At 35.0% G+C, this 21,765-nt stretch carries 20 protein-coding genes; 8 read left to right on the top strand and 12 right to left on the bottom strand.

The features are described 5' to 3' along the window. From Q0543_RS12310 to Q0543_RS12280, 7 genes are all read right to left on the bottom strand, one after another. Window positions 1-424, bottom strand: a 424-nt coding sequence (locus Q0543_RS12310; RefSeq protein WP_299253399.1) for an alanine:cation symporter family protein, incomplete at its 3' end; no start/stop codon positions are given. Window positions 425-848: 424 nt separating this feature from the next. Further along, window positions 849-1,751 carry an NAD(P)-dependent oxidoreductase gene (locus Q0543_RS12305; RefSeq protein ID WP_299253396.1) on the bottom strand — a complete coding sequence of 301 codons (903 nt, stop codon included), beginning with the start codon at window positions 1,749-1,751 and terminating at the stop codon, window positions 849-851. 124 nt (window positions 1,752-1,875) lie between these two features. Beyond that, window positions 1,876-2,520 (bottom strand): peptidylprolyl isomerase, encoded by a 645-nt coding sequence (locus Q0543_RS12300; RefSeq protein ID WP_299253393.1) that lies wholly within the window; start codon window positions 2,518-2,520, stop codon window positions 1,876-1,878. Window positions 2,521-2,644: 124 nt separating this feature from the next. Further along, window positions 2,645-3,580 carry a hydroxymethylbilane synthase gene (gene hemC / locus Q0543_RS12295; protein WP_299253390.1) on the bottom strand — a complete coding sequence of 312 codons (936 nt, stop codon included), beginning with the start codon at window positions 3,578-3,580 and terminating at the stop codon, window positions 2,645-2,647. Further along, window positions 3,580-4,707 carry a hypothetical protein gene (locus Q0543_RS12290; RefSeq protein WP_299253388.1) on the bottom strand — a complete coding sequence of 376 codons (1,128 nt, stop codon included), beginning with the start codon at window positions 4,705-4,707 and terminating at the stop codon, window positions 3,580-3,582. Before Q0543_RS12290 ends, hemC begins: the two co-directional genes overlap by 1 nt. Before the next feature lie 6 nt (window positions 4,708-4,713). After that, window positions 4,714-5,877 (bottom strand): GlmU family protein, encoded by a 1,164-nt coding sequence (locus Q0543_RS12285; protein WP_299253386.1) that lies wholly within the window; start codon window positions 5,875-5,877, stop codon window positions 4,714-4,716. Window positions 5,878-5,948: 71 nt separating this feature from the next. Then, complete coding sequence (locus Q0543_RS12280) at window positions 5,949-6,191, bottom strand: type B 50S ribosomal protein L31 (protein ID WP_299253385.1); 243 nt, start codon at window positions 6,189-6,191, stop codon at window positions 5,949-5,951. Window positions 6,192-6,716: 525 nt separating this feature from the next. Here Q0543_RS12280 and Q0543_RS12275 point away from each other — a divergent pair. Then, entirely contained in the window at window positions 6,717-7,220 is a 504-nt protein-coding gene (locus Q0543_RS12275) for a phosphoribosyltransferase family protein (protein WP_299253383.1), read from the top strand. A gap of 19 nt (window positions 7,221-7,239) precedes the next feature. Next, entirely contained in the window at window positions 7,240-7,965 is a 726-nt protein-coding gene (locus tag Q0543_RS12270) for a hypothetical protein (protein ID WP_299253381.1), read from the top strand. A 58-nt stretch (window positions 7,966-8,023) separates the two neighbouring features. Here Q0543_RS12270 and Q0543_RS12265 read toward each other — a convergent pair whose 3' ends face one another. The 4 genes from Q0543_RS12265 to truA form a co-directional block, all read right to left on the bottom strand. Beyond that, window positions 8,024-8,791 carry a hypothetical protein gene (locus Q0543_RS12265; RefSeq protein ID WP_299253379.1) on the bottom strand — a complete coding sequence of 256 codons (768 nt, stop codon included), beginning with the start codon at window positions 8,789-8,791 and terminating at the stop codon, window positions 8,024-8,026. Between the two features lie 92 nt (window positions 8,792-8,883). Next, window positions 8,884-10,143 carry an ABC transporter permease gene (locus tag Q0543_RS12260; RefSeq protein WP_299253377.1) on the bottom strand — a complete coding sequence of 420 codons (1,260 nt, stop codon included), beginning with the start codon at window positions 10,141-10,143 and terminating at the stop codon, window positions 8,884-8,886. Window positions 10,144-10,148: 5 nt separating this feature from the next. Beyond that, window positions 10,149-11,057, bottom strand: coding sequence for an ATP-binding cassette domain-containing protein (locus Q0543_RS12255; protein WP_299253375.1), 909 nt, complete (start codon window positions 11,055-11,057; stop codon window positions 10,149-10,151). Next, window positions 11,050-11,796 (bottom strand): tRNA pseudouridine(38-40) synthase TruA, encoded by a 747-nt coding sequence (truA, locus tag Q0543_RS12250; RefSeq protein WP_299253373.1) that lies wholly within the window; start codon window positions 11,794-11,796, stop codon window positions 11,050-11,052. The genes Q0543_RS12255 and truA overlap by 8 nt, the downstream gene beginning before the upstream one ends. 42 nt (window positions 11,797-11,838) lie before the next feature. Here truA and Q0543_RS12245 point away from each other — a divergent pair, with 42 nt between their 5' ends. Continuing rightward, window positions 11,839-12,306 (top strand): DUF4293 domain-containing protein, encoded by a 468-nt coding sequence (locus tag Q0543_RS12245; RefSeq protein WP_299253371.1) that lies wholly within the window; start codon window positions 11,839-11,841, stop codon window positions 12,304-12,306. Window positions 12,307-12,516: 210 nt separating this feature from the next. Continuing rightward, window positions 12,517-14,484: a hypothetical protein gene (locus tag Q0543_RS12240; protein WP_299253369.1), complete on the top strand. Its 1,968-nt coding sequence runs from the start codon at window positions 12,517-12,519 to the stop codon at window positions 14,482-14,484. Between the two features lie 161 nt (window positions 14,485-14,645). Here Q0543_RS12240 and Q0543_RS12235 read toward each other — a convergent pair whose 3' ends face one another. Continuing rightward, entirely contained in the window at window positions 14,646-15,152 is a 507-nt protein-coding gene (locus Q0543_RS12235) for a PAS domain-containing protein (protein WP_299253366.1), read from the bottom strand. A gap of 269 nt (window positions 15,153-15,421) precedes the next feature. On the opposite strand from Q0543_RS12235, the gene Q0543_RS12230 reads away from it, so the two are divergent. The 4 genes from Q0543_RS12230 to Q0543_RS12215 all read left to right on the top strand — a co-directional run bounded on the left by Q0543_RS12230 (window position 15,422) and on the right by Q0543_RS12215 (window position 21,525). Then, window positions 15,422-17,278, top strand: a complete 1,857-nt coding sequence (locus Q0543_RS12230) for an OmpA family protein (protein ID WP_299253364.1) — start codon at window positions 15,422-15,424, stop codon at window positions 17,276-17,278. Window positions 17,279-17,422: 144 nt separating this feature from the next. Then, window positions 17,423-18,304: a T9SS type A sorting domain-containing protein gene (locus Q0543_RS12225; protein WP_299253362.1), complete on the top strand. Its 882-nt coding sequence runs from the start codon at window positions 17,423-17,425 to the stop codon at window positions 18,302-18,304. Between the two features lie 231 nt (window positions 18,305-18,535). Continuing rightward, window positions 18,536-20,350 (top strand): molecular chaperone HtpG, encoded by a 1,815-nt coding sequence (gene htpG / locus Q0543_RS12220; protein WP_299253359.1) that lies wholly within the window; start codon window positions 18,536-18,538, stop codon window positions 20,348-20,350. A 248-nt stretch (window positions 20,351-20,598) separates the two neighbouring features. Then, the gene (locus Q0543_RS12215) at window positions 20,599-21,525 is read left to right on the top strand and encodes a hypothetical protein (RefSeq protein ID WP_299253357.1); all 927 of its coding nucleotides are present in this window, start codon (window positions 20,599-20,601) and stop codon (window positions 21,523-21,525) included. Window positions 21,526-21,765 lie beyond the last annotated feature (240 nt).

The following is a 21,765-nucleotide window of genomic DNA, read 5'->3' as shown; positions in this document are numbered from 1 at the left end:
TATACTTTACTCCAAGCGTACACTCGGCAAATTTTGTCATCATACCTAAGAAGCCCGCAACAATCATCCAGAACGTTGCGCCAGGACCTCCCAAGGTTATTGCCACTGCGACACCAGCTATGTTCCCTAAACCAACGGTACCTGAAACTGCAGTAGCCAATGCTTGAAAATGACTCACCTCTCCTTTTGAATCGGGTTCATCGTATTTGCCACGAACAATATCTAGTGCTAGTTTTATGCGTGATATATTAATCGCTTTTAGATATACAAAAAAGAACAATCCTGCTGCAATTAACCATAACACAATTAAGGGTACTTCTACACCCAATATGTTAATTGAATAAAAAACAATTGAAGTTATAAAATCTGAGATAGGACCAATAGCTGCATTTATGGTTGCATCTAAATTTTGTGTTTCTTCCATCTTATAAAATAAACGAGAAAAATATTAGTATACAAAAAAAGAGTGGCGCTATTCGCGCCACTCTAACCCTTTTATCAACTTATTCACCAAAAAACGAACTAATTTGGCTACATAAGACATATTCAATAACAAAAACTCTTCAATAAGAGTGTTTTGTTAGGCTCAATTTACATGATTTTTTTATTTCCGCAAATACAATTTCAACCCAATACATTACAAATGAATACATTATAATATATAATATTGAAAAATGAATGTAAATCAATACACTCTTTTCTTATTTTCAGTTAAAAAATGAAAAAGAAAGTTAAAATTTAGCCCTTCATTCAAAACAAACAATATTTTTTTTTGAATGAAGGGCTAAATCTATGTGTATATAAAATGTATCTATTTTTTCGAAAAATCAGTATTTACCACAGTAATACTATAATTCAATTAACTGCTCTTTTACCAACTCCAATCCTTCAATCAAGCTATGTGGTTTGTATCCCAATACTTTTTTTGCCTTATCGATTATAAAACCTGTTTTGGGAGGACGCATAGCAGGTTGTGTAAAGGTTGATGAATCAGCTTGTTTGATTAGGCCTTTATCCAAGTTCCATACCTCCGCAACAGTGTGTGCTAAGTCATACGGACTAATCATTTCTTCTCCCGAAATATTGAAGATACCGGTTGCCTGTTTTTGAACAATCAACCAACAGCCTTTAGCTAAATCTTCAGCTAAGGTTGGTGTACGCCACTGGTCGTTCACTACATTTATTTGTTTTTTCTGCTCTAAATTATTTTTCGCCCAAAGAACAATGTTGCTACGACTCATATCTTGTACAACACCATATACTAAAACAGTTCTAGCAATAGCCCATTTTAATCCAGATGTTTCTACTGCTTTTTCTGCTTCCCATTTGGTCCAACCGTAATAGTTTACTGGCTTTGGCGTCTCTTCTTCAGTAAGCGGACCGTGTGTACCATCAAAGATGAAATCTGTAGAAACATGTACTAAGAATGCACCGACTTCTTTACACGCCTTTACAATATGTTGCACGGCTGTGATGTTCTGATCTACACATGTTTCTTTGTTCAATTCACATTGATCTACATTCGTCATCGCAGCGGTATGAATTACCGCATCGGGTTTGTATTTGCGAAATACAGCCAACACATTTGCTTCCGAAGTGATATCCATGGATTCATAGATATAATCTTCATAAATCTCATCTCTATTGTCGCCACGCGCCGTAGCAATAAGCGTTACCTCAGGCAACAAATACAATAAAGAAACGAGTTTCTGTCCGAGCAAACCGTTACTGCCGGTGATTAATATTTTCATAGAGGCCGAAGGCTTAAGGCCGAAAGCTTAAGGCTTAATGCCAAACGCTTGATCGGTGATTAATAATTTATTTTATTTTTCTTAGTTGAAGAAACCAGAAGATAATTAAGTTTCAACCCTAGCTTTAGGCTTTATAAAACCATGTACAATCGTACAGCTTAATAATCTTCTTCGTTTTCATTTTAGTAACCGTAACTTTCATTGTGATATCTTTCAATGGTCTGCTAGCACCATCTACGTTTGCTTGTGCAATTTTATCAATCACATCAAATCCACTAATGGTTTGTCCAAATACCGTATAATTTTTATCTAAAAATGGAGTTCCTTTTTTATTTTGAACAATATAGAATTGAGATCCACTTGAAGCGCGTTCTGGATTCATCTCGTCACCCATACGTGCAGCTGCCAATGCACCTTTGTCGTGCTTTAATTTAGGATTAAATTCTGCAGGTACTGTATAACCTGGTCCGCCTGTTCCATCATTGGTAGTAATAGAATCCTTTGAGTTTGGATCGCCACCTTGAATCATGAAATCTAAAATAACGCGATGAAACGTTGTTCCGTCATAGAAATGTTTTTCAGCTAAATCAATAAAGTTTTTTCTATGCAAAGGTGTTTGGCTGTACAGCAATAAAACAATATCCCCATACGAAGTAGTAATCGTTACCAAGTAATCGTCTTTCGGGAGAACAGGTGCTGCAGGCGTTTGTGCGAAGGTTGTAGATGCTAAAATAAAGCATGCTAGAAGAGTGAAAATTAGTTGTTTCATTTCTTGTAAGTTTTAAGTAATAAGTTTTAGGTATTAAGAGGTAATACATTTTAGAGATTTCTCTCCGTTTGGAATTTGCTTTTTGTTATTTGGAATTTTGTTGCAAAAAGTCCAATCAAGCAACTTATTTTCCCAGTGTTAGTTTAATATCCTGAAGTATTTTATCCGCTCCTTCTTTCAGCAATGCGTTGGCTAGTTCAATCCCACGTGCTTCTGCATCTGCAGTAGTGAAAGTAATTTCTTTACGCAAGTATTCAGAACCATCTAAACTTACGATACCGCCAACAAGTGTATAAGTCGAACCTTTTATTTGAGCTAGCGCAAATACAGGAATACTACACCCACCTTCTAATGTTTTCAAGAATGCGCGTTCGGCAATTACTGCTGTTTCTGTTGTAGCATCATTTAAAGCAGCACGAATAATATTTGCACGTTCCGCATCTAATGTTCTGGAAGCTTCAATTGCTAAAGTACCTTGTCCGGCTGCAGGAGTAAACTCTTCTAAATCTAATTTCTCTTTAATTAATGCATCATATCCCATACGATGCATGCCTGCGTAAGCCAGTAACATCGCATCGCACGCACCTTCTTCCATTTTACGGATACGCGTTTGTAAATTGCCACGCATGTCGACCATTTTAGCCTTTGGATAAAATTTACGCAACATCGCTCTTCTGCGTGTAGAAGATGTACCGATAATGATTTCAGAATTCTCTTTTATTGGCAAGAGATCTTTATGACTAACCAACACATCGTTTACAAGCTCACGCTCGGTAATGGCAAGAACATACATACCATCGCGCAAATGTGTTTGTAAATCTTTTGCACTGTGAACGGCAATATCGATTGCATTTGATTCCAACTGATCTTCCAATTCTTCCGTAAACAAACCTTTTGAGCCAATTTTAGACAAGGATTGATCCAGAATTTTATCGCCTGTAGTATCTATGATTACAATTTCACCAATTAAACCTTTTGCTTGCAAACAAGCAACCACGTACTCTGCCTGCCATAATGCAAGCTTGCTTCCACGGGTACCAATACGAACGTTCTTATTCATTATTTTTGTTTGAAAATTTTATTCATTTGAAAAGAGGTATCCATAAATACCATTTTGGAACTTATGTTTCGTTCTATTTCTGCATGTGCATCATTTAAAACTTGCGACAAACTCATTACTTTTGTAAAGTCAATTACTTGGCTGAATTTCTGAACCATGTCATCTTTACTTTCTTCATCTACACGAAGTAAGTCTGTACCCACTTCTTTATACATCAAACTATCTCTAAATACGCCTAGGCCATATTGCAGCAAAGACTTTTGAAGTTCCCGTGGCAATGCTGCAAATTCTTCTGAAAGCCGCATCATATCTTGCAATTTTGATCCAAAACATGCTCGAAACCAATCGCGAATTTTGGCTTCGTAATTTTGATCTTCCGATGATAATAATTGAATGGCATCATGCAGATTACCATCTGCCAAATAGGTAACACGTTTTGCCTGTGCTTCACCGATACCTCTTTTTGAAATTAAATAATCTTTAATTTCGGCATCATTAAACAAACGAATTTGCACGCGCTGTGTTCTTGATATGATGGTTGTAAGTAAACGTTCTTGCTTTGCAGTAACTAATAAAAATAATGTTTTAGCCGGTGGTTCTTCTAAGGATTTCAACATGGCATTGGCACCTTCCGTACGCATGGTTTCTGGGAGCCAGATAATAACAATTTTATATTCTGCCTCAAAAGCCTTCATTGAAATTTTCTTAACAACGGTTCGGCTTTCTTCTACATTAATAATTAATTGCTTATTCTCTGCATCCAACAATTCCATCCAATCATTGAAGGTAAAAAAGGGATTTGCTAAAAATGCTTCGCGCCAATCCGGCATGAATACATCACTAGATGGATCTTTTGTTATTTTTTTATTCGTAGCAACAGGAAATATAATGTGCAAATCTGGATGTATCAACTTGTTAAACTTGCTACAAGAAGAACACTTTCCGCAAGAGTCTGTATCTGTCTTTTCCAAGCAATTCACATACGTTGCATACGCCATAGCCATTGGCAAGGCAGCGGAGCCTTCAACCCCAGCAAATAACTGTGCATGCGCTACGTGATTATTCTTTACAGAATGAATCAGAGTATTTTTAACTTCTACTAAACCTGGTATTTCAGAAAATTGCATGTCAAACTAGTTTAATATGTTTTCACGAAATGATTTTTCTTCGTTAAATATATGGGTAATTATTTTTTCATCTTCGGCACTTAACTCAACACTTCTGCGAGACATTCCTTTTTTAGCAACATCCAATGCTTCTTCTAAACGAAAGGTTGTAAACCCTGCTGCAGATCCCCAAACAAATGATGGGAGAAACTTTGGCGGAAAGGCAGCATCATATACATTACATGAAACCCCAACAACACTTCCAGTATTAAACATGGCATTGATGCCGCAACGAGAATAATCGCCCATAATCAAGCCGTGAAAGATTTTCCCCGTATCTTCCAACCCATTGGTTGTATACGAATGTACTTTTATAACAGAATAATTATTCTTTAAATTAGAAACGTTGGTTCCTGCTGCTAAATTGCACCACTCACCAATAACAGAGTTCCCAATAAAACCATCGTGCACTTTATTGCTATAGCCTATAAATATTGTATTGCTAACTTCGCCCCCAACCTTACAATAAGGACCAATGGTATTATCTCCTCGCATTTTTGAACCCATAGCAATCACCGCTCCTTGACAGGCTGCAAAAGGACCTTTAATGATTGCCCCTTCTTGTATTTCAACATCTTTACCAATGTATACCGGACCATCTTCTGCATTGATAATAGCTGCTCGTATTTTTGTACCTGTTTCTACAAATACATTTGAAGGATTGTAAATAATCGTATGTATATCTGTAATTTGAGTGCTTGTTCTGCCCTTGGTTACTTGAACATAATCCGTTCGTAGTTCTGTTCCGTTGTGTGCAAATAAATCACTAGGCTTGGTAATAATCAAGATTTCTTGAAAATAATCAATATGCTTTTTTAATTCACCCTTCGAAACAAGTACCATTCCATTGGCTACGAGTCCTTCCCCATCCTTCAAGTTAAGGATTGCATCTATTAATTGAGGATTAGGACAAACAGCACCATTTATAGTTAAATCTGGAGAATTCGTATTCGGGAATTTCCCTTGCAAATAGCTTTCTGTTTGGTAATACCAATGTGCATTTGAAAAATAGAATTGCCATTTCTCACGTATGGTACAAATACCTATGCGTAATTCTGCAATCGGACGGGTAAACGTGAGCGGCAATAATGCCTTACGCAGGTTTGTTTCATCAAAGAATTGAATGTTCATAGTTCAAAAATAAAAAAGTCTTTCCAATTTCCATTGAAAAGACTTTAAATCCCTGTGAATGGGGAGAAATATTATTTTTTGTAACGTTTGTTGAATTTTTCAACACGTCCTTCAGCATCCAAGAACATTTTCTTACCAGTATAGAACGGGTGAGATGCAGAACTAACTTCTAATTTAACTAATGGATATGTTTTACCATCTTCCATATCGATTGTATCGCCAGTTTTGATAGTAGAACGACTGATGAATTTAACATCCGCAGACATGTCGTGAAATACAACTTCTCTATAATCTGGGTGAATACCTTGTTTCATGATTGTATTGTTTAATTTTTCTTTCTGTTTTAACTGAAAATGCGGCCAGAAGCAATGGTTTGCTTACAGATCACTTTCTACTCGTTCACTTAATGAATCGAACCACAAAAATACGCAATATTCCCAAGACAGCAAAAAATAATAGATAATTTATCCTAAAAGATTTAAACAAAGGCTAAAAATGACAAATAACTATAAATTAGGTTGTTATAATATGAATAAAGGACTATACGGCTAGACACAGCGTTCCGAGCTGGCGCAAGCATTTGATTGTGCCTAAAATGAACTAAACCCAACTCATCTATTACACACGATCAGAATGCACAAGCAAATGCTTGCGCCAGCTCGGAGGTTATGGTGACACATATGCCATTCAATCCCTCTTTATCTCAACGTTTCTGTGTGTGAGCCACAGACAGAAGAACGGAATTCATCATTCATAATCCATAATTCATAATTCATCGTCCATAATTCATAATTCATTACCGATTACATATATTTGCCAAGGAACTCGGATTACACATCATGCCAGAAAAAAGTCTCATATTAAATAAGAAGCAAATTCAACATCGCATTAAGCGTATCGCCTTTGAAATTTTAGAACAAAACTTCAAAGAGAAAGAAATAGTATTTGCTGGTATTTACGATCGTGGATATTCCTTTGCCAAATTACTTGAGAAAGAATTTAAATCGATATCGACTATAAAAACATCGTTGGTGAAAATTACGCTTGATAAGCAAGCACCTTCTCAAAGCGAGGTAACACTTGATGTAGATATTAAGAAAATGAAAAATGCATGCATTATTTTAGTGGATGATGTATTGAGTACGGGCAGAACAATTGCATACAGTTTAAAACCTTTTTTAAGCATTCGTGTTAAACGCATTCAAACAGCATTTATCGTAGACAGAGGGCATCACACCTTTCCTATCTCTGCTGATTTTGTTGGGTACGTTATGGCTACATCACTACAAGAGCATGTGGAAGTAGACTTGTCGAGCAAAGGCATGGGAGTTTATTTGAGTTAATTAATCCTATTTTTTCTTTATGATTAATCCCAATAAGGGCGACTCCATTTTTACAGCATGGAAGTTAGATACACTTGACAGTATTGCAATTGTATTGAGTCTTTGGTTCGGTTATTTTCGATACCCATTTGAACCTTTGTTTTGTGCCTTAGCATGCATACCAATCATTGGTATTACACGATCGATTTCAAAAGGAAATGCGACATTCGACAACTATATAAAAAATATTTCTTCGGGTGATTCGATGGATTTGAATATCGTTTCATTATACATTTTATCTGTATCGATTGCACTATTAGTCGGTACCTTTACAAGTTTTGAATGCGATAATTATTATGCATTAGCAATCGCTGGAGCAATTTGTTTTGTAGTTTTTGTTTTCATTCTTTTTATTACACACAAAGATATTCGAGGAGCATTCATGTTGCGGTCAAAACTGTATATTGTATTCATTCTGTGTATTTTATTTTACAGCTATGGTTTAATATACGGACTGAACTGCCTTTTTGATCTTACTAAACATGAGCGGTATAAAACAAAAATAATTTCTTTATATAGGAGTCCGAGTGAACAGAGGCTTAGGAAATACTTCGCAGTAATTTCTCCTTGGGGAGAACACAAATCAAATACTGAAATTGCTATCCCCCCTGAACAATATTGGCGCTTTAAAGAAGGCGATAGTGCATACTTAGAATTACATGAAGGTTTATTTGAAATACCTTGGTATAATTTGAACGATGAGTAAATACTATAGAAAGTAAATCTTTGTATTACTTTTTTTAACGTAAGCAGCTAAACAATTTTTACCAGTTATTTTTAGCTTTTACATTCGGCAAAATTCTTTTATTCATCATATCTATAATTATTTCTTTAGAAACTTCGTTAGACATGTTATAGACATTTGCTGGATCGTATGTTTTTGTTTCTGCGTAATATATTAGCGAGTCTTTAGGAAAATTGAATAAATCCGTTTCAATCGTATAATTAACAGATGTGGTATAATACCCAGGTGTAGTAACACTGCGATACGCTTGATTATAATAATTACTCATACCATTGTAATTATTATAATATCCTCCATTATTATAATACCCTCCTCCATTATAATACCCTCCATTGTTATAATAGGATCCTGAGTTATTAAATCCATTATTGTAATAGTTTGGATTCACTGGTACAACGGAAGTTGTTGGGGGATTATAATATTGTTCTTTATCCTTATCTATTAAAACCATACACATAACCGCATCAAACGTTGTATCCTTTAAACTAAGAATTTCACTTCTTGGGTCTTTATTTACAAAACCTTTTGGTCCAAAAATAACATAAGACGAATAGGCATCAATCCCTTTTGCATACAGTGCGTTTACCATATCCATTTCCATATCTTGTCTCATTTCCATTTCTTTATCTCCCATAATACCTATCACCAATATTTTATGGAACGATTTAATAGATAGTGCAGGCTCACTCCATGATGAAACAAGCTGCGTTGAATTGCAACCTTGTATGCCTAAAACAACAAAAAGGAATAGTAAAATACCAATGGAGAATAATTTCCTAGTTTTCATATACATTCGAATCGACATGGGCCAAAATCTCATACGAGTTAACAATACATTCTGTAGCGAATTTGTTATTATGAATGTAACATATATGAAAATTACTTATTCCCCCCTAGTCCAAATATATCACTCCATCGCATCGCTTTACCATACTGCAATATTCCACGCTTAAAAACGCGAGCGGCAACATACACAGAAATAATAAATGTGACTGCTAAGAGGATAGCAGATCCAATAATTTCCCAAATCGGCACACCAAATGGAATGCGCAACATCATTGCCACGGGCGATGTTAAGGGGAAATACGACAGTGCAACAGCCATTTGTGAATGAGGTTCGCTGATGATTAGCCCTGCAAATAAGAAGGTAACAAATAAAGGAGCCGTTATCGGAAACGTGAATTGTTGCGTGTCGGTTTCGTTATCGGTCATAGAGCCAATTGCAGCAAACAAGGATGCGTATAGCAAATAACCCAATATAAAAAACACAAAGAAAGAAACAGCAATCAACATCAGCGGCAAATTTTCAAAACCCTGTGCGTATACATTCCACTCTAAAGCTTGCCAAGCATCTTTGCTCACATGTAGCGTATCGCCAATATTTTGATCTTTAAATTGCTCTAAAGCTGTTCCATAACGATTATTAAATTTTGAACCTATCCAAACATAAACCATGGCCCAAAATCCAAATTGTGTAAGGCAAACTGCCGCTATACCCAATATTTTCCCCATCATCCAATTGAAGGGCTTTACCGAACATAAAATCACTTCTACAACCCTATTTACCTTTTCATCTACAATGCCTTTCATTACTTGAACACCGTAATAGAAAATAAAAAAGTAAATAACAATTGCACAAAACAAACCAATCATTTGAAACACATCCGCATTTTTTGTTTTTTCCACCAAGGGCATATATTGAATATCTGGCGAAACAGCACGCCCAGGCATATAGGTTGCGATGATGTCTTTAAAATAGATATCCTGTATTTTATTTTTTAGCTTCCATTGTTCTGCTGTAGATAAGCCTTTTTTATCCAACAATAAAATGTGCTTCTCTTCTATCGAATAAACTGCCAAGACATCTGCTTGGTTTTTTTCTTGCAAAAAATCAGTTTCAATTTCTTTTACATCAATTTTTTCAATATGATGAAAGACAAATTGCTCATCTGTGAAATTACCTCCTTGTTTTAAGTTTGCAGTTTGCAGCCAAACATGTACACGCTCAGTGGTATTTAAGCTCAAATAAACAGGAATAAATAAGATGCACAACGATATAATCGGACCAAGAAGCGTCATCACAAGGAAGGAACGTTTTTTAATCCGATTCAAATATTCTTGTTTTAAAACAATCCACATTTGTCTCATTGCTGTATCTTGTTTACATGTTCCAAAAACAGTTCTTGCATGCTTGGTAAATGTTCTTCAAAATGATGTACAACACCTCCGCTGCTTAATAACAATGACAATAAGACATTGCTGTTCATCGCTGTTGCTAATAAATACGTCGATGCATCTGCACGTTCTTCTTTACGATCCACAATACTCGATTCCAACTCTTGAGGCAACGTTCCACTGAACACCAACTTCACATAGCCCTTACCAAATTTTTTACGAATTTCATTTGGTATTCCTTGCAACACAACCTTTCCATGATTCACCAATACCAATTCCGTACACACATCTTCAACCGTATCCATCCTATGGGTAGAATAAATGATCGTTGCACCTGCTTGATGTAAGGCTTTAATTTCTTTTTTAATTACTTCTGCATTTGCAGGGTCAAACCCACTAAAGGGTTCATCTAAAATCAATACTTCAGGCTTATGTATAACGGCAGATATAAATTGCACTTTTTGCTGCTGTCCTTTTGAAAGCGTTTCTAATACTGCATCTTTTAAGGATCCAATTTCTAAACGTTGCAACCACATGCTACTTTCTGCTAAGGCTTCTTTAGAGCTCAGTCCGCGCAATTGAGCAAAGTATATAAGTTGCTCTTGCACCTTCATCTTTCGGTACAAGCCACGCTCTTCGGGCAAATAGCCCATCTTTACTCGATGATTCTCTATTAATGTTTCTCCATTAAAAAATATATTCCCGCTATCTGGCAATACAATTTGAGTAATCAAACGCAACAAGGTTGTTTTACCTGCTCCATTTGGACCAAGTAAGCCAAGTATGCTATTTTTTTTAAGGTTTAATGTAATGTTATCAATGGCTGTGTATGAGCCAAATGTTTTTGTAACAGAATCGATTCGAAGTATATCAATCATGCGTGTATACTGCTTCTGGATAAATAACTTCTGACAAATATAAGGCATCTGCAGGAACAGAAATTCCCGCACGTTTGCGATCTTTTGCCAATATAATATTCGTAAATTCTTCCATCGTCATTCTACCTTTTCCAACCTCTAACAAGGTGCCGACAATGGTACGAACCATGCCTCTTAAAAACCGATTTGCCTTAATATGAAAATACAACATATTGCCTTCTTGTTTCCAATACGCATGATGGATAGTACAATTGAAATTAGAAACATCCGTATGCACTTTACTAAAACTTTCAAAGTCTTCGTGTTGCAATAAAATTACTGCAGCAGCATTCATAGCTTCAATGTCAATCGGCGGATAAAAATAATACGCCAAGCCTACTTCAAATGGATTTCTAACAAGCGTTATGCGATATACATAAGCGCGAGAAATAGCATCAAAACGTGCGTGGGCATCGGCTTTCACCACCCGTGCAGACTTAATACAGATGTCTTTGGGTAAATATCCATTGATTCTGAAAATTAAGTCTTTCGTAAACTCTTTCGGTGAATCCAAATGAATTATTTGTGAAGCTGCGTGTACACCAGTATCTGTTCGTCCACTCCCAACGATATCTATCTTGGCACCCAACACATTAGTCAAGGCTTTCTCTAAAATACCTTGTACCGTTACAGCATTTTCCTGTATCTGCCAGCCATGATAATTTGCACCTTGATAAGATATATCCAGAAAATATCTCAAAATTTTTATTATTTTTATTCTGCAATTTAATTGAAACCCCCCATGATACAAAGAATTCAATCAATACTCTTATTACTTTCTGCTTGTGTTTTATCAATAAGCTTGTTTACACCCGTTTGGACAGCATCTTCCAATGGTACGTCGTATGATTTGGATGCATACCAAATTTCTATCAGCCATGAAACGACATCAACATCAAACCCAACCTATTTTGCAGCTATTCTATTAGGAATTAGCATTGCATTGACACTTTTCGTGATATTTAAATATAACAATCGCGTTTTACAGATGCGCTTAAACATGATGAATACCTTATTAATCTGTATGGTTGAAGGATTGTTCTTTTGGAACATCCGTGAAACGAAGTTGTTAATTGGTTCTGCTGAATTTACAGAACATTTTGGTGTTGCATTTTATATGCCTTTAGTAGCCTTAATGTTGTGTTTCTATGCAGGCAAACGCATACAAAAAGATGAAAATCTAGTACGCTCTGTGGATCGTTTGAGGTAATTCATTATCAATACATTGAACTGAAAATTATTAAACATTATCCAATAGAAATTTTAACGAATAAAACATGCTCTTAATTCATTGGTTAATGATTATATTGCTATTAAATCTATCCTTAAACTAATATTTATTCAAGGAACCAAAAAAATGATAATTCCAGGAATATTTTTGAATTATTAAAGATATATTTTTAATTAAAAAAAACGATTTATGAAAAAGAAATTACTTTTAATTTTATTTTTAAGTAGCCTAAGTTTTGTACATGCTCAACCATTTAGTTTCGTAAAAGAAATAAGTGGCCCAACGCAAACACCTCCTCAATATGAATTTTATAACCCGACTGGAATTGCTTCTGACTCGGAAGATAATATTTATGTTGTAGATAATGAAAATAAATTAATATCTAAATTTTCTAAAGATGGTGTTTTAATAAAAAGATGGCCTGCAATGTATCCAGTTGGTATTGCAATTGATGCCAATAATCAAATTTACATAACACAACAATTTTATCCCGGGGTATCTGTTTATACATCCGATGGAATCTTTGTTAAAAAATGGGGGAGTTATGGAAATGCGAACTATCAAATGAAAGCCCCATATGGTATTGTACTCGATAGTGATAACAATGTTTATGTAACTGACGTTGATAAGGAAGCTATTATGAAATATTCCAATGATGGAACTTTTATAAAAACTTGGGCGACGAGTTCCAATGTAGATGGGATTTGTATTGATGAAAATAATCTTATTTATACATCCGATTCTAAACAAGGCGTTATTATATGTTATGATGTAGATGGTAATGAACTTAAACGAACAGGTAATATATTTGTTTATGGCATTGCTACAGATAAGAATGGCTATATTTATCTTTGTTCTCAAGGCAACATTACTAAATGGGACGCGACAACATTTGCTTTTACAGCACGTTATGGTTCCATCGGTAATTCGGATGGTCAATTTTATGACACACGCGATTTATTATTTGCAAAAAATGGCAACATCTACACCCTTGAAGGCCGACTTACTAGTGGTAATGCGCGCGTTCAAGTTTTTAATCCATCATGGCAATATATAACAAAATGGGGTGGTATTGGCAATGAAATAAATGAGTTCCGTAGTCCTAGATCATTTGTTAAGACGAAAGATGGCACGTTATATGTCTCAGATGCTGGTAATCAAAGAATTCAAAAAATATCTAGTACAGGTCAATTTATATCCAATTTTTCAACACCACCACAAATATATTCTATAGCATTAGATAACGATGGTAATATATGGGCAGCTTATGGCCAATTGGGAGTAATTCAATATAAAACAGATGGAACAATTATTAGAAATTGGACTAAAACATTTGGAACCGATGATAATCAATTTTATGATGTTGATGAAATTGAAGTCGATGATGAAAATAATATTTATGTTTCAGATTTAAAAAAAGTAAAGAAATTTAATAAAGAAGGAGATTTAATTGCAGTATTTCCTTTAAATGGATTGTCAAATAATGTTACTGGAATCACTTTCGACCCACTATCAAAAGATGTCTTCATATTAGCATATTATTATCCTAATGCACCACAAGTTTATAGATTTAAGAAAGATGGCACTTTAATTTCAACATGGCTACTTTCTGAGACATTAAGTACAGTTAGAAATATTAAAATAGCTAAAGATAATTTATTGTACATCTTTGATGGGGATCATCACCAAATTCTAGGATATACTTTAGATGGCACATTTATTTCATCGTTCGGCATCTTTGGTTGTGACCAAGGTCAAATAGGAAGTGTTTCTGATTTTTTGTTTGATGAGAATATGAATCTATTTATACTTGAAGGTTTGGCTAACAATTCAGGCCCTACCATTGAAACTCTTCATGGTAGTTTCGATCGGATACAAATATTTCAATCTGAAAGCTTTATACCAACTTCTGTAACAAATGGTAATTTAAACAATGATTCCGATGATATATCTATTTATCCGAATCCATGTAAAGGAGTGTTTAAAATACGATGTAATTCAAATCAAGTAGTTTCAAAAGTTACTTTAACGAATACACTTGGCCAACAAGAATATTATTATACAAATGATATTTCTACGCAACTAAAGGGATTAATTTTACTCACTATACAAACATCTAATAATACTTTTTATAATTCTAAAATTATAATTGAATAATTCTAAAAATTTTATTTTTTTTATAAAAGTATAATTTCTTGAATCTGCTTATTAAATTCGATTCTATTTGGATTGAATTTAATGAGCAGATTCTTTTTTTTAAAAAAATTGATAAGATTAATAAATATTTATTAATTCAAAAAAAACAATTTCTAATTCATCTACCGATCTGTTTCAAATGCAATATAATGGGTGTGAATCCCTTCCATATTATAAATAGGCTGTATATCTACGTTACACCGATATTCTTCTCCATTCTTTTTATAATTAATCAACGTTCCTTTAAACTTCCGTTGTCCGTTTATTTTTTTTCGAATCGTATGTAATGTTAGAGTATCAGTCGCTTTCCCTTGTAAAAATTTTGGATTTTTATTGAGAACTTCTGCTTTCGTATAGCCAGTCATGGTTTCAAAATAACCATTTACCCAAACAATATTTTTATGGACATCGGTGACAACTACAGCCATATATGGAAGTTTAACCTTATTCAGTTCGGCAGTGGATTTCCAGTTAAAATCGTTTGCCATTCCTAATAAAAACTCTAATTCAGTTGTTTTTATTTTTTTGACATCTCCTGACATCACAAATTCCGAAGCCATCCACAATGGACTCTTTGATGCACTTTTATAATTTGCCAATCGCATTTCGTTATACTTCTCGCCGAACATGTGTTCTTTTTTTCTAATATAAATGGGGAATAACAACTTTTATAATTCGTTCTTTATAAAACGTTTAAATACGGTAAACACTCAATTGTTTTGATTCATACGTGCATATTTAAAAATTAAAGCGTAATTTATAGATATACTATTTAACGTATTGGTCTTTAATCAGATAAAATATCAACGCTACCACAAATACGTTGGTAATGTGCAGGAATATTCGAACACATTATAACGAACGTCTAAATCAATTACATTCACATATTGATCAACTTATGAGAATCCTTATACTAGTAACAATCCAAACCTTTTTTTGTTTAACTGTATTTAGCCAAGATGAAAAATTACTAAAAAAGGCAGATGCCGCATTTGCAGCAAAGAATTATACAGAAGCATTAACTTCCTACGAGCTTGCCTTACAACAAAATAAGGATAATGCTCAAGTGAATTTCATGATCGCCAAATGCTATCTGCTTACATCGCCAAAGGAAAAAGCCATCAATTTTGCGGGTACTGCTGTTCGAAAATCGAAAGAACCCTCCAACGAAATGTATTTTGTATATGCACAAGCCCTGCACTTAAATCAACGATGGGATTCGGCTGTCTTTTATTATAAGAAATCGGATCCGGGTAAAACCAATTATAAAACAATTTCAAAATTAGAATCTGAATGTACCTATGGCAAGCGCTATACCAGCAATCCAAAAAATATTAAAATCACCAATGCAGGTGCTTTAGTCAATTCACAAGGGATGGATTATTTACCAAATATCACTGCAGATTTATCAAAACTATACTTCACGTCTAGACGAGCAGGTAGCGTGGGTGGAAAATTAGAAGCAGATGGCTTACCTTTCGAAGATATCTACATGTGCACGAACGTTGGAGGTGCATGGAATCAAGCAATCAACATTGGTGCTCCACTCAACACCTCCGTGCATGATGCATGTATTGGTATTTCAGAAGATGGACAAACCATGTTTTTGTATCGAGGTGTAAATGGTGGTGACATTTTTCAATCGGAATTAAAAGGAAAAAAATGGAGTGCTGCTGCTCCACTTCCAATGAATACAGAGTTCTTCGAAACCGCCGCGTGTATGTCGCCCGATGAACGCACCTTGTTTTTTGTAAGAGCAACCAATGCGTATTCTAACAGAGATATTTATACCTGTAGCAGAACAGTCAGTGGAAACTGGAGCAAGCCTGTAAAACTAACCATAAACACACCTTACGACGAAGATGCGCCTTTTATGCACCCCGATGGAAAGACTTTGTACTTTAGTTCTAAAGGTCATTCAACAATGGGTGGTTATGACATTTTCAAAACAACGCGCACATCTAGCGGAACATGGTCTACACCAGAAAACTTAGGTTCTCCCATCAATACTGCTGGCGACGACATCTATTTTGTTTTATCTGCCGATGGTAAAATTGGCTACTATTCTTCTAATAGAGAAGGCGGTTATGGACAACAAGATATTTATTCCATACGCATGCCTGTTTCAGAGAAAGCACCCGAGTTGGCGCTGTTAAAGGGTAAAGTTTTGGATCAACAAAACAAGCCTACCGAAGCGAGGATTTCAATAACCGACAACGAAACAAAAGAATTGATTGCAAAATACCGCTCCAATAGCGAAACGGGGGAATATATCATTGCCTTGCCCTCTGGGAAAAATTACGGCGTAGCCATTGAAAAAGAAGGACATTTATTTTATTCTGAAAACGTAACACTAAGCAATAAAGACGGCTTCAAAGAATACAAGCAAGACATTGTTATGGTGCCGGCAAAAACGTCCAGTAAGATTGTATTGAAAAATATTTTCTTTGATTCGGGTAAAGCGTCCATACAATTTACTTCGTATACTGAATTATTAAAATTGGTGGATTTGTTAAAAAATAATCCGTCCATACGAGTAGAGATTTCTGGCTATACCGACAATGTTGGCGATGAAACGCTTAACCAAAAACTCTCCGAAGAACGCGCAAAAACAGTGGTTAATTATTTAATCTTAAAGGGAATTTCTTCCACCCGATTAGTAGCGAAAGGCTATGGATCGGCGCAGCCCGTTGCATCGAATACTACGGAGGAAGGTAGACAAAAAAATAGACGAACGGAGATGAAGATATTGTGAGGTTAGTTACGAGGTTCTAGTTGCTAGGTTCTTGACGAATAAATATTCCCATTGCTTTTAGAACATACAATAACAAAATAGTTTATTTTTGTTATTGTATGTTCTAAAAGCATATTTTAATTAGAAACTTAAACCATATTTACCATGAATTTTTTTTTACTGATTACATCTTTATTAGGATTTACACTGACATTAACTGCACAAAATCAGCCAGTACCAAATGGAGATTTTGAAAATTGGAAACCATTTTCGTTTTGCCCATCTATTGATTCACTTGAGGGATACAATATTTATGATGAATTTATTTTTACTGAATTTGGTGAATGCCCTACATACCCTATCATTAAGAAATCAACTGATAAATATTCTGGGAACTATGCGCTAGAAATGAAACCATATTATGATGGTTCAAATTATTATTCTTCAGGAGTTTACTCCAGTTTGGATTTATTTGAGGAAAGCATACAAGGTATTCCATTTACAAGTAAGCCAACTAAATTAACAGGCTACTACAAGTTTAATAGTGGAACTACCGGAGATGATTTTGTGATATCAGTACAAGTATCAGATCGCTTTGGCTATAGTATAGGTGACGGAACTATTATAATTACCGAATCCACAAATGCATATACTAAATTTGAAATTTTATTAGATTATGCATCCAACAATAATAACAATGCCCCAAGTTCGCTTGTTATCGTACTATTAGTGGGAAACCAAACCTTTGATACCGCTAACCCATTAAGCAAAGCTGTGATAGATAATCTACAATTCGAATACCCTACTCCAACTTCAACTACAAACTACTCTGCAACTTCATCCATAAACGTTTTCGCTGCAAACAAAAACATCAACTTCTCTGAAAATGTTTCAGATGTACATGTTGTTGATATGACTGGCGCAAGCAAAATGCAAGAAACAGCATCTACACAACAATTAAATGTTGCTACGCTAAAAAGCGGCTTGTATGTTGTTACATATATGTACAATGATACTTATTTCAGCAAGAAAATTGTACTGGAGTAAATAGTTGCTAGCTTCTAGTTGCTAGTTGCTAGACAAAATCAAAAAGGGAATGTATTAGATGGTTACGTCTAACACATTCCCTTTTTATTTTGTAATATAAATTTGTGACCCTTTTTCGTCTGATAGCTTGTAGCTAGTAGCTGGCAACTCCTTCTGCCATCTTGTCACCCTTTCTACCTTGGAACAATCTTTGAAACCATCCTTTTATCATTCATAAAACGAATCACTTCTATGCAAGAAAAAGGCAATATCTCCATTCACACAGAGAACATTTTCCCCATTATTAAAAAATTCCTTTACTCTGACCATGAGATATTTTTACGCGAATTGGTATCCAATGCGGTAGATGCAACGCAAAAATTGAAGCGTTTGGCTGCTTTGGGAGAAGTTCAGGGCGAAATAGGCGAAACAAAAGTTACTGTTAGCGTAAATAAAGAAGCAGGCACCATCACCATCACCGATCGTGGTATTGGTATGACAGCGGAAGAAATAAAAAAATACATCAATCAAATTGCATTTTCAGGCGCTACTGAATTTGTAGAGAAATACAAAGACAAAACAGATACCAATCAAATTATTGGTCATTTTGGTTTGGGCTTTTATTCTGCATTTATGGTTTCTAAAAATGTAGAGATTAATTCGCTTTCGTACCAACCAAATTCAAAAGCAGCACACTGGATTTGCGACGGTTCTACTGAGTTTGAAATCAAACCCTCTGACAAAGCAGAACGTGGTTCTGAAATTACGCTACATATTGCAGAAGACTCTCTTGAGTTTTTAGAAACAAGCCGCATTCATTCCGTACTTGATAAATACTGCCGCTTCCTTCCAATCGAAATTGAATTTGAAGGAGAGATTATAAATAATCCTACTCCACTTTGGACCAAACAGCCTAGCGAATTAAAAGACGAAGATTACATTGCATTCTACAAAGAGCTGTATCCAATGTCTGAAGATCCATTGTTTTGGATTCATTTGAATGTAGATTATCCATTCAGTTTAACAGGGGTCTTATACTTCCCTAAATTGAAAAAAGACTTTGAATTCCAACGCAATAAAATTCAATTGTATTCCCGTCAGGTATTTATTACAGACGAAGTGAAAGACATCGTTCCTGAATTTTTAATGTTGTTACATGGTGTAATTGATTCGCCAGATATTCCTTTAAACGTTTCAAGAAGCTTCTTACAAGCAGATGGAAATGTAAAGAAAATCAACAGCCACATTACGAAGAAAGTTGCAGATAAATTAAACGAATTGTTTAATAACGATCGTGCAGGCTTTGAAGCGAAGTGGGATGACATTGGCATGTTTGTAAAATACGGCATGATCAGCGAAGAGAAGTTCTATGAAAAAGCAAAGAATTTCTGTTTGTTGAAAAGCACAGATAATGCAGTTGCTACCATTGATGAATACAAAGAAAAAATCAAAGATACGCAAACAGACAAGAGCGGAAAATTGATTTATCTATACAGCAACAATGCTATTGCACAGGATATCTTTATTCAGTCTGCGAAGAAAAAACACTACGATGTATTGTTGTTGGATTCTGTTATTGATTCACATTTCTTAGGTCAATTAGAAGGTAAATTAGAAAACTCCCAATTCAAACGCATCGACTCTGAAAGCGTTGATAAATTGATTGAAAAAGACGAACCGAAGTTAAGTTTACTTACGAAAGAACAAGAAACAAAAGCAGAAGAATTGTTCAAAAAAGTAGTGAGCGATGGTAAGATCATTGTTAAGTTAGAAAACTTAGCGACAGACGACATGCCTGTTACCATTGTCATTTCAGAGTTTATGCGACGTATGAAAGATATGGCTGCAACATCCGGACAAGCAATGTTTGGTGGCTTTGAGTTAACACATGAAGTAATTGTAAATACCAATCACCCCTTGATTGCAAAAGCAATAACATTGCCTGAAGAAGAAGCAGAAAAATTAATTAAGCAAACCTACCAATTGGGTTTACTTTCTCAAGGCTTATTACAAGGTGCTGAGTTGAGTGCATTCATTGAACGCAATGTAGATTTATTAGCAAAATAAATTACCGCGATTATATATTAAAAGCCCGGCTACTTGGTCGGGCTTTTTTTATATTTGGGAAAGTGGTCAGTGATCGGGAAAAATAGTGATACTCCGTTCTTGTATTCGTCTAGAAAATAGCCCCTACCAACTGAAAACTACGAACTTCCTGACCACTGACCACCCATTTTTTCCCTAATCCATCATTCATAACTCTTAATTCATAATTAATAACACAATATTTGATAGTTTTAGTAGTTTTGTAAGCAATGAAACACCTTTTTAGCATATCAATATTACTTGTATCTATTCTATTGTCGATAAACAGCTTCGCACAATCAGATACCGTACGCCTGCCTTCTGGTAAAAAGCCGCGATATTATATCATGGAAACGGATACCGTGCCTGAGTTAATATTTACTCCGGATACGATTCCAACCCGCAAGAAGCGTAAACCAAAAAAACCAAAAAAGAAGATTTTTTACGAATTGAAATGTAAAAAAGGATTCATTCGTACCATTTCAGGTACCAGTGGTAATGTAACCTTAGAGCGTTTCTATTATTTAAAAACGTGGAAAGATCCCAATCCATATATTCCTGATTTGTATGTGTGGGATTTGACAAAAAACAAGATTTTAAAAGTTTCTAAAATAGAAGCCGACAAACAACCGAATTATAGGGTTTTACATGGTCCGTATACTCGGGAATTGAATGGGGTAGTTACTGAAAGAGGTGCTTATTATGTAGGGACCAAGCATGCGCGCTGGGAAGCATTTGATAAAAATGATTTACTTATAGGTAAAACCAAGTTTTACAAAGGTTGGCCAAAAGAAGCAAAAATCACCTATTTTGATGAATCTCGAAGAAAAGTAAAAGAAGTAATGCCCTATGAATATGGCAAACTACAAGGTGATTATTACTTATTTGGAGAAAAAGGACTTGTATTATCAAAGGGTCGTTACCAAAATGGTGTTAAAATCGGCTTATGGATAGACTATTTCCCCGACTCACCCAATCGCAAACGCGAAACTCAGTTTCCCGAAGACCCGTACGATACAACTACACAGCCTGTTATTGTTAAAGAATGGAACGATAAAGGAAAGCTTGTTATCATAGATGGAAAAGTCGTACCTGAAGGTTCCAAACAACAAGAAGCGGAAGATCCGATTAAAAAACGACTTAAAAGAAAGCGTTAACCTGCTAGTTTAAATATAAAAGAACCGTATGAATTAAAATTGTATTTAATTCATACGGTTCTTTTTATCTATATTTGAAAATAAATATCATAGAATCTCTAATTTAAGTATATGACTTTACCCACTGAATTCACTTCTTGGAAGAAATTAACAGAAAATTATTCAAAAACTTCCAATTTACACATGCGCGATTTATTCGCTGCAGATAAAGATCGATTTTCTAAATACGCTGTTCAATTC

The organism is uncultured Cytophaga sp., assembly GCF_937863595.1.
Lineage (GTDB): Bacteria > Bacteroidota > Bacteroidia > Cytophagales > Cytophagaceae > Cytophaga.
Note: the sequence above shows the minus strand (reverse complement) of the source record. Positions and strands in the feature narration are given on the sequence as shown.

What these genes read in the sequence shown, in the direction of transcription:
- Q0543_RS12305 (WP_299253396.1), bottom strand. Translation starts at nt 1,751, where the DNA reads ATGAAAATATTAATCACCGGCAGTAACGGTTTGCTCGGACAGAAACTC.
- Q0543_RS12300 (WP_299253393.1), bottom strand. Translation starts at nt 2,520, where the DNA reads ATGAAACAACTAATTTTCACTCTTCTAGCATGCTTTATTTTAGCATCT.
- hemC (WP_299253390.1), bottom strand. Translation starts at nt 3,580, where the DNA reads ATGAATAAGAACGTTCGTATTGGTACCCGTGGAAGCAAGCTTGCATTA.
- Q0543_RS12290 (WP_299253388.1), bottom strand. Translation starts at nt 4,707, where the DNA reads ATGCAATTTTCTGAAATACCAGGTTTAGTAGAAGTTAAAAATACTCTG.
- Q0543_RS12285 (WP_299253386.1), bottom strand. Translation starts at nt 5,877, where the DNA reads ATGAACATTCAATTCTTTGATGAAACAAACCTGCGTAAGGCATTATTG.
- Q0543_RS12280 (WP_299253385.1), bottom strand. Translation starts at nt 6,191, where the DNA reads ATGAAACAAGGTATTCACCCAGATTATAGAGAAGTTGTATTTCACGAC.
- Q0543_RS12275 (WP_299253383.1), top strand. Translation starts at nt 6,717, where the DNA reads ATGCCAGAAAAAAGTCTCATATTAAATAAGAAGCAAATTCAACATCGC.
- Q0543_RS12270 (WP_299253381.1), top strand. Translation starts at nt 7,240, where the DNA reads ATGATTAATCCCAATAAGGGCGACTCCATTTTTACAGCATGGAAGTTA.
- Q0543_RS12265 (WP_299253379.1), bottom strand. Translation starts at nt 8,791, where the DNA reads ATGAAAACTAGGAAATTATTCTCCATTGGTATTTTACTATTCCTTTTT.
- Q0543_RS12260 (WP_299253377.1), bottom strand. Translation starts at nt 10,143, where the DNA reads ATGTGGATTGTTTTAAAACAAGAATATTTGAATCGGATTAAAAAACGT.
- Q0543_RS12255 (WP_299253375.1), bottom strand. Translation starts at nt 11,057, where the DNA reads ATGATTGATATACTTCGAATCGATTCTGTTACAAAAACATTTGGCTCA.
- Q0543_RS12245 (WP_299253371.1), top strand. Translation starts at nt 11,839, where the DNA reads ATGATACAAAGAATTCAATCAATACTCTTATTACTTTCTGCTTGTGTT.
- Q0543_RS12240 (WP_299253369.1), top strand. Translation starts at nt 12,517, where the DNA reads ATGAAAAAGAAATTACTTTTAATTTTATTTTTAAGTAGCCTAAGTTTT.
- Q0543_RS12235 (WP_299253366.1), bottom strand. Translation starts at nt 15,152, where the DNA reads ATGTTCGGCGAGAAGTATAACGAAATGCGATTGGCAAATTATAAAAGT.
- Q0543_RS12230 (WP_299253364.1), top strand. Translation starts at nt 15,422, where the DNA reads ATGAGAATCCTTATACTAGTAACAATCCAAACCTTTTTTTGTTTAACT.
- Q0543_RS12225 (WP_299253362.1), top strand. Translation starts at nt 17,423, where the DNA reads ATGAATTTTTTTTTACTGATTACATCTTTATTAGGATTTACACTGACA.
- htpG (WP_299253359.1), top strand. Translation starts at nt 18,536, where the DNA reads ATGCAAGAAAAAGGCAATATCTCCATTCACACAGAGAACATTTTCCCC.
- Q0543_RS12215 (WP_299253357.1), top strand. Translation starts at nt 20,599, where the DNA reads ATGAAACACCTTTTTAGCATATCAATATTACTTGTATCTATTCTATTG.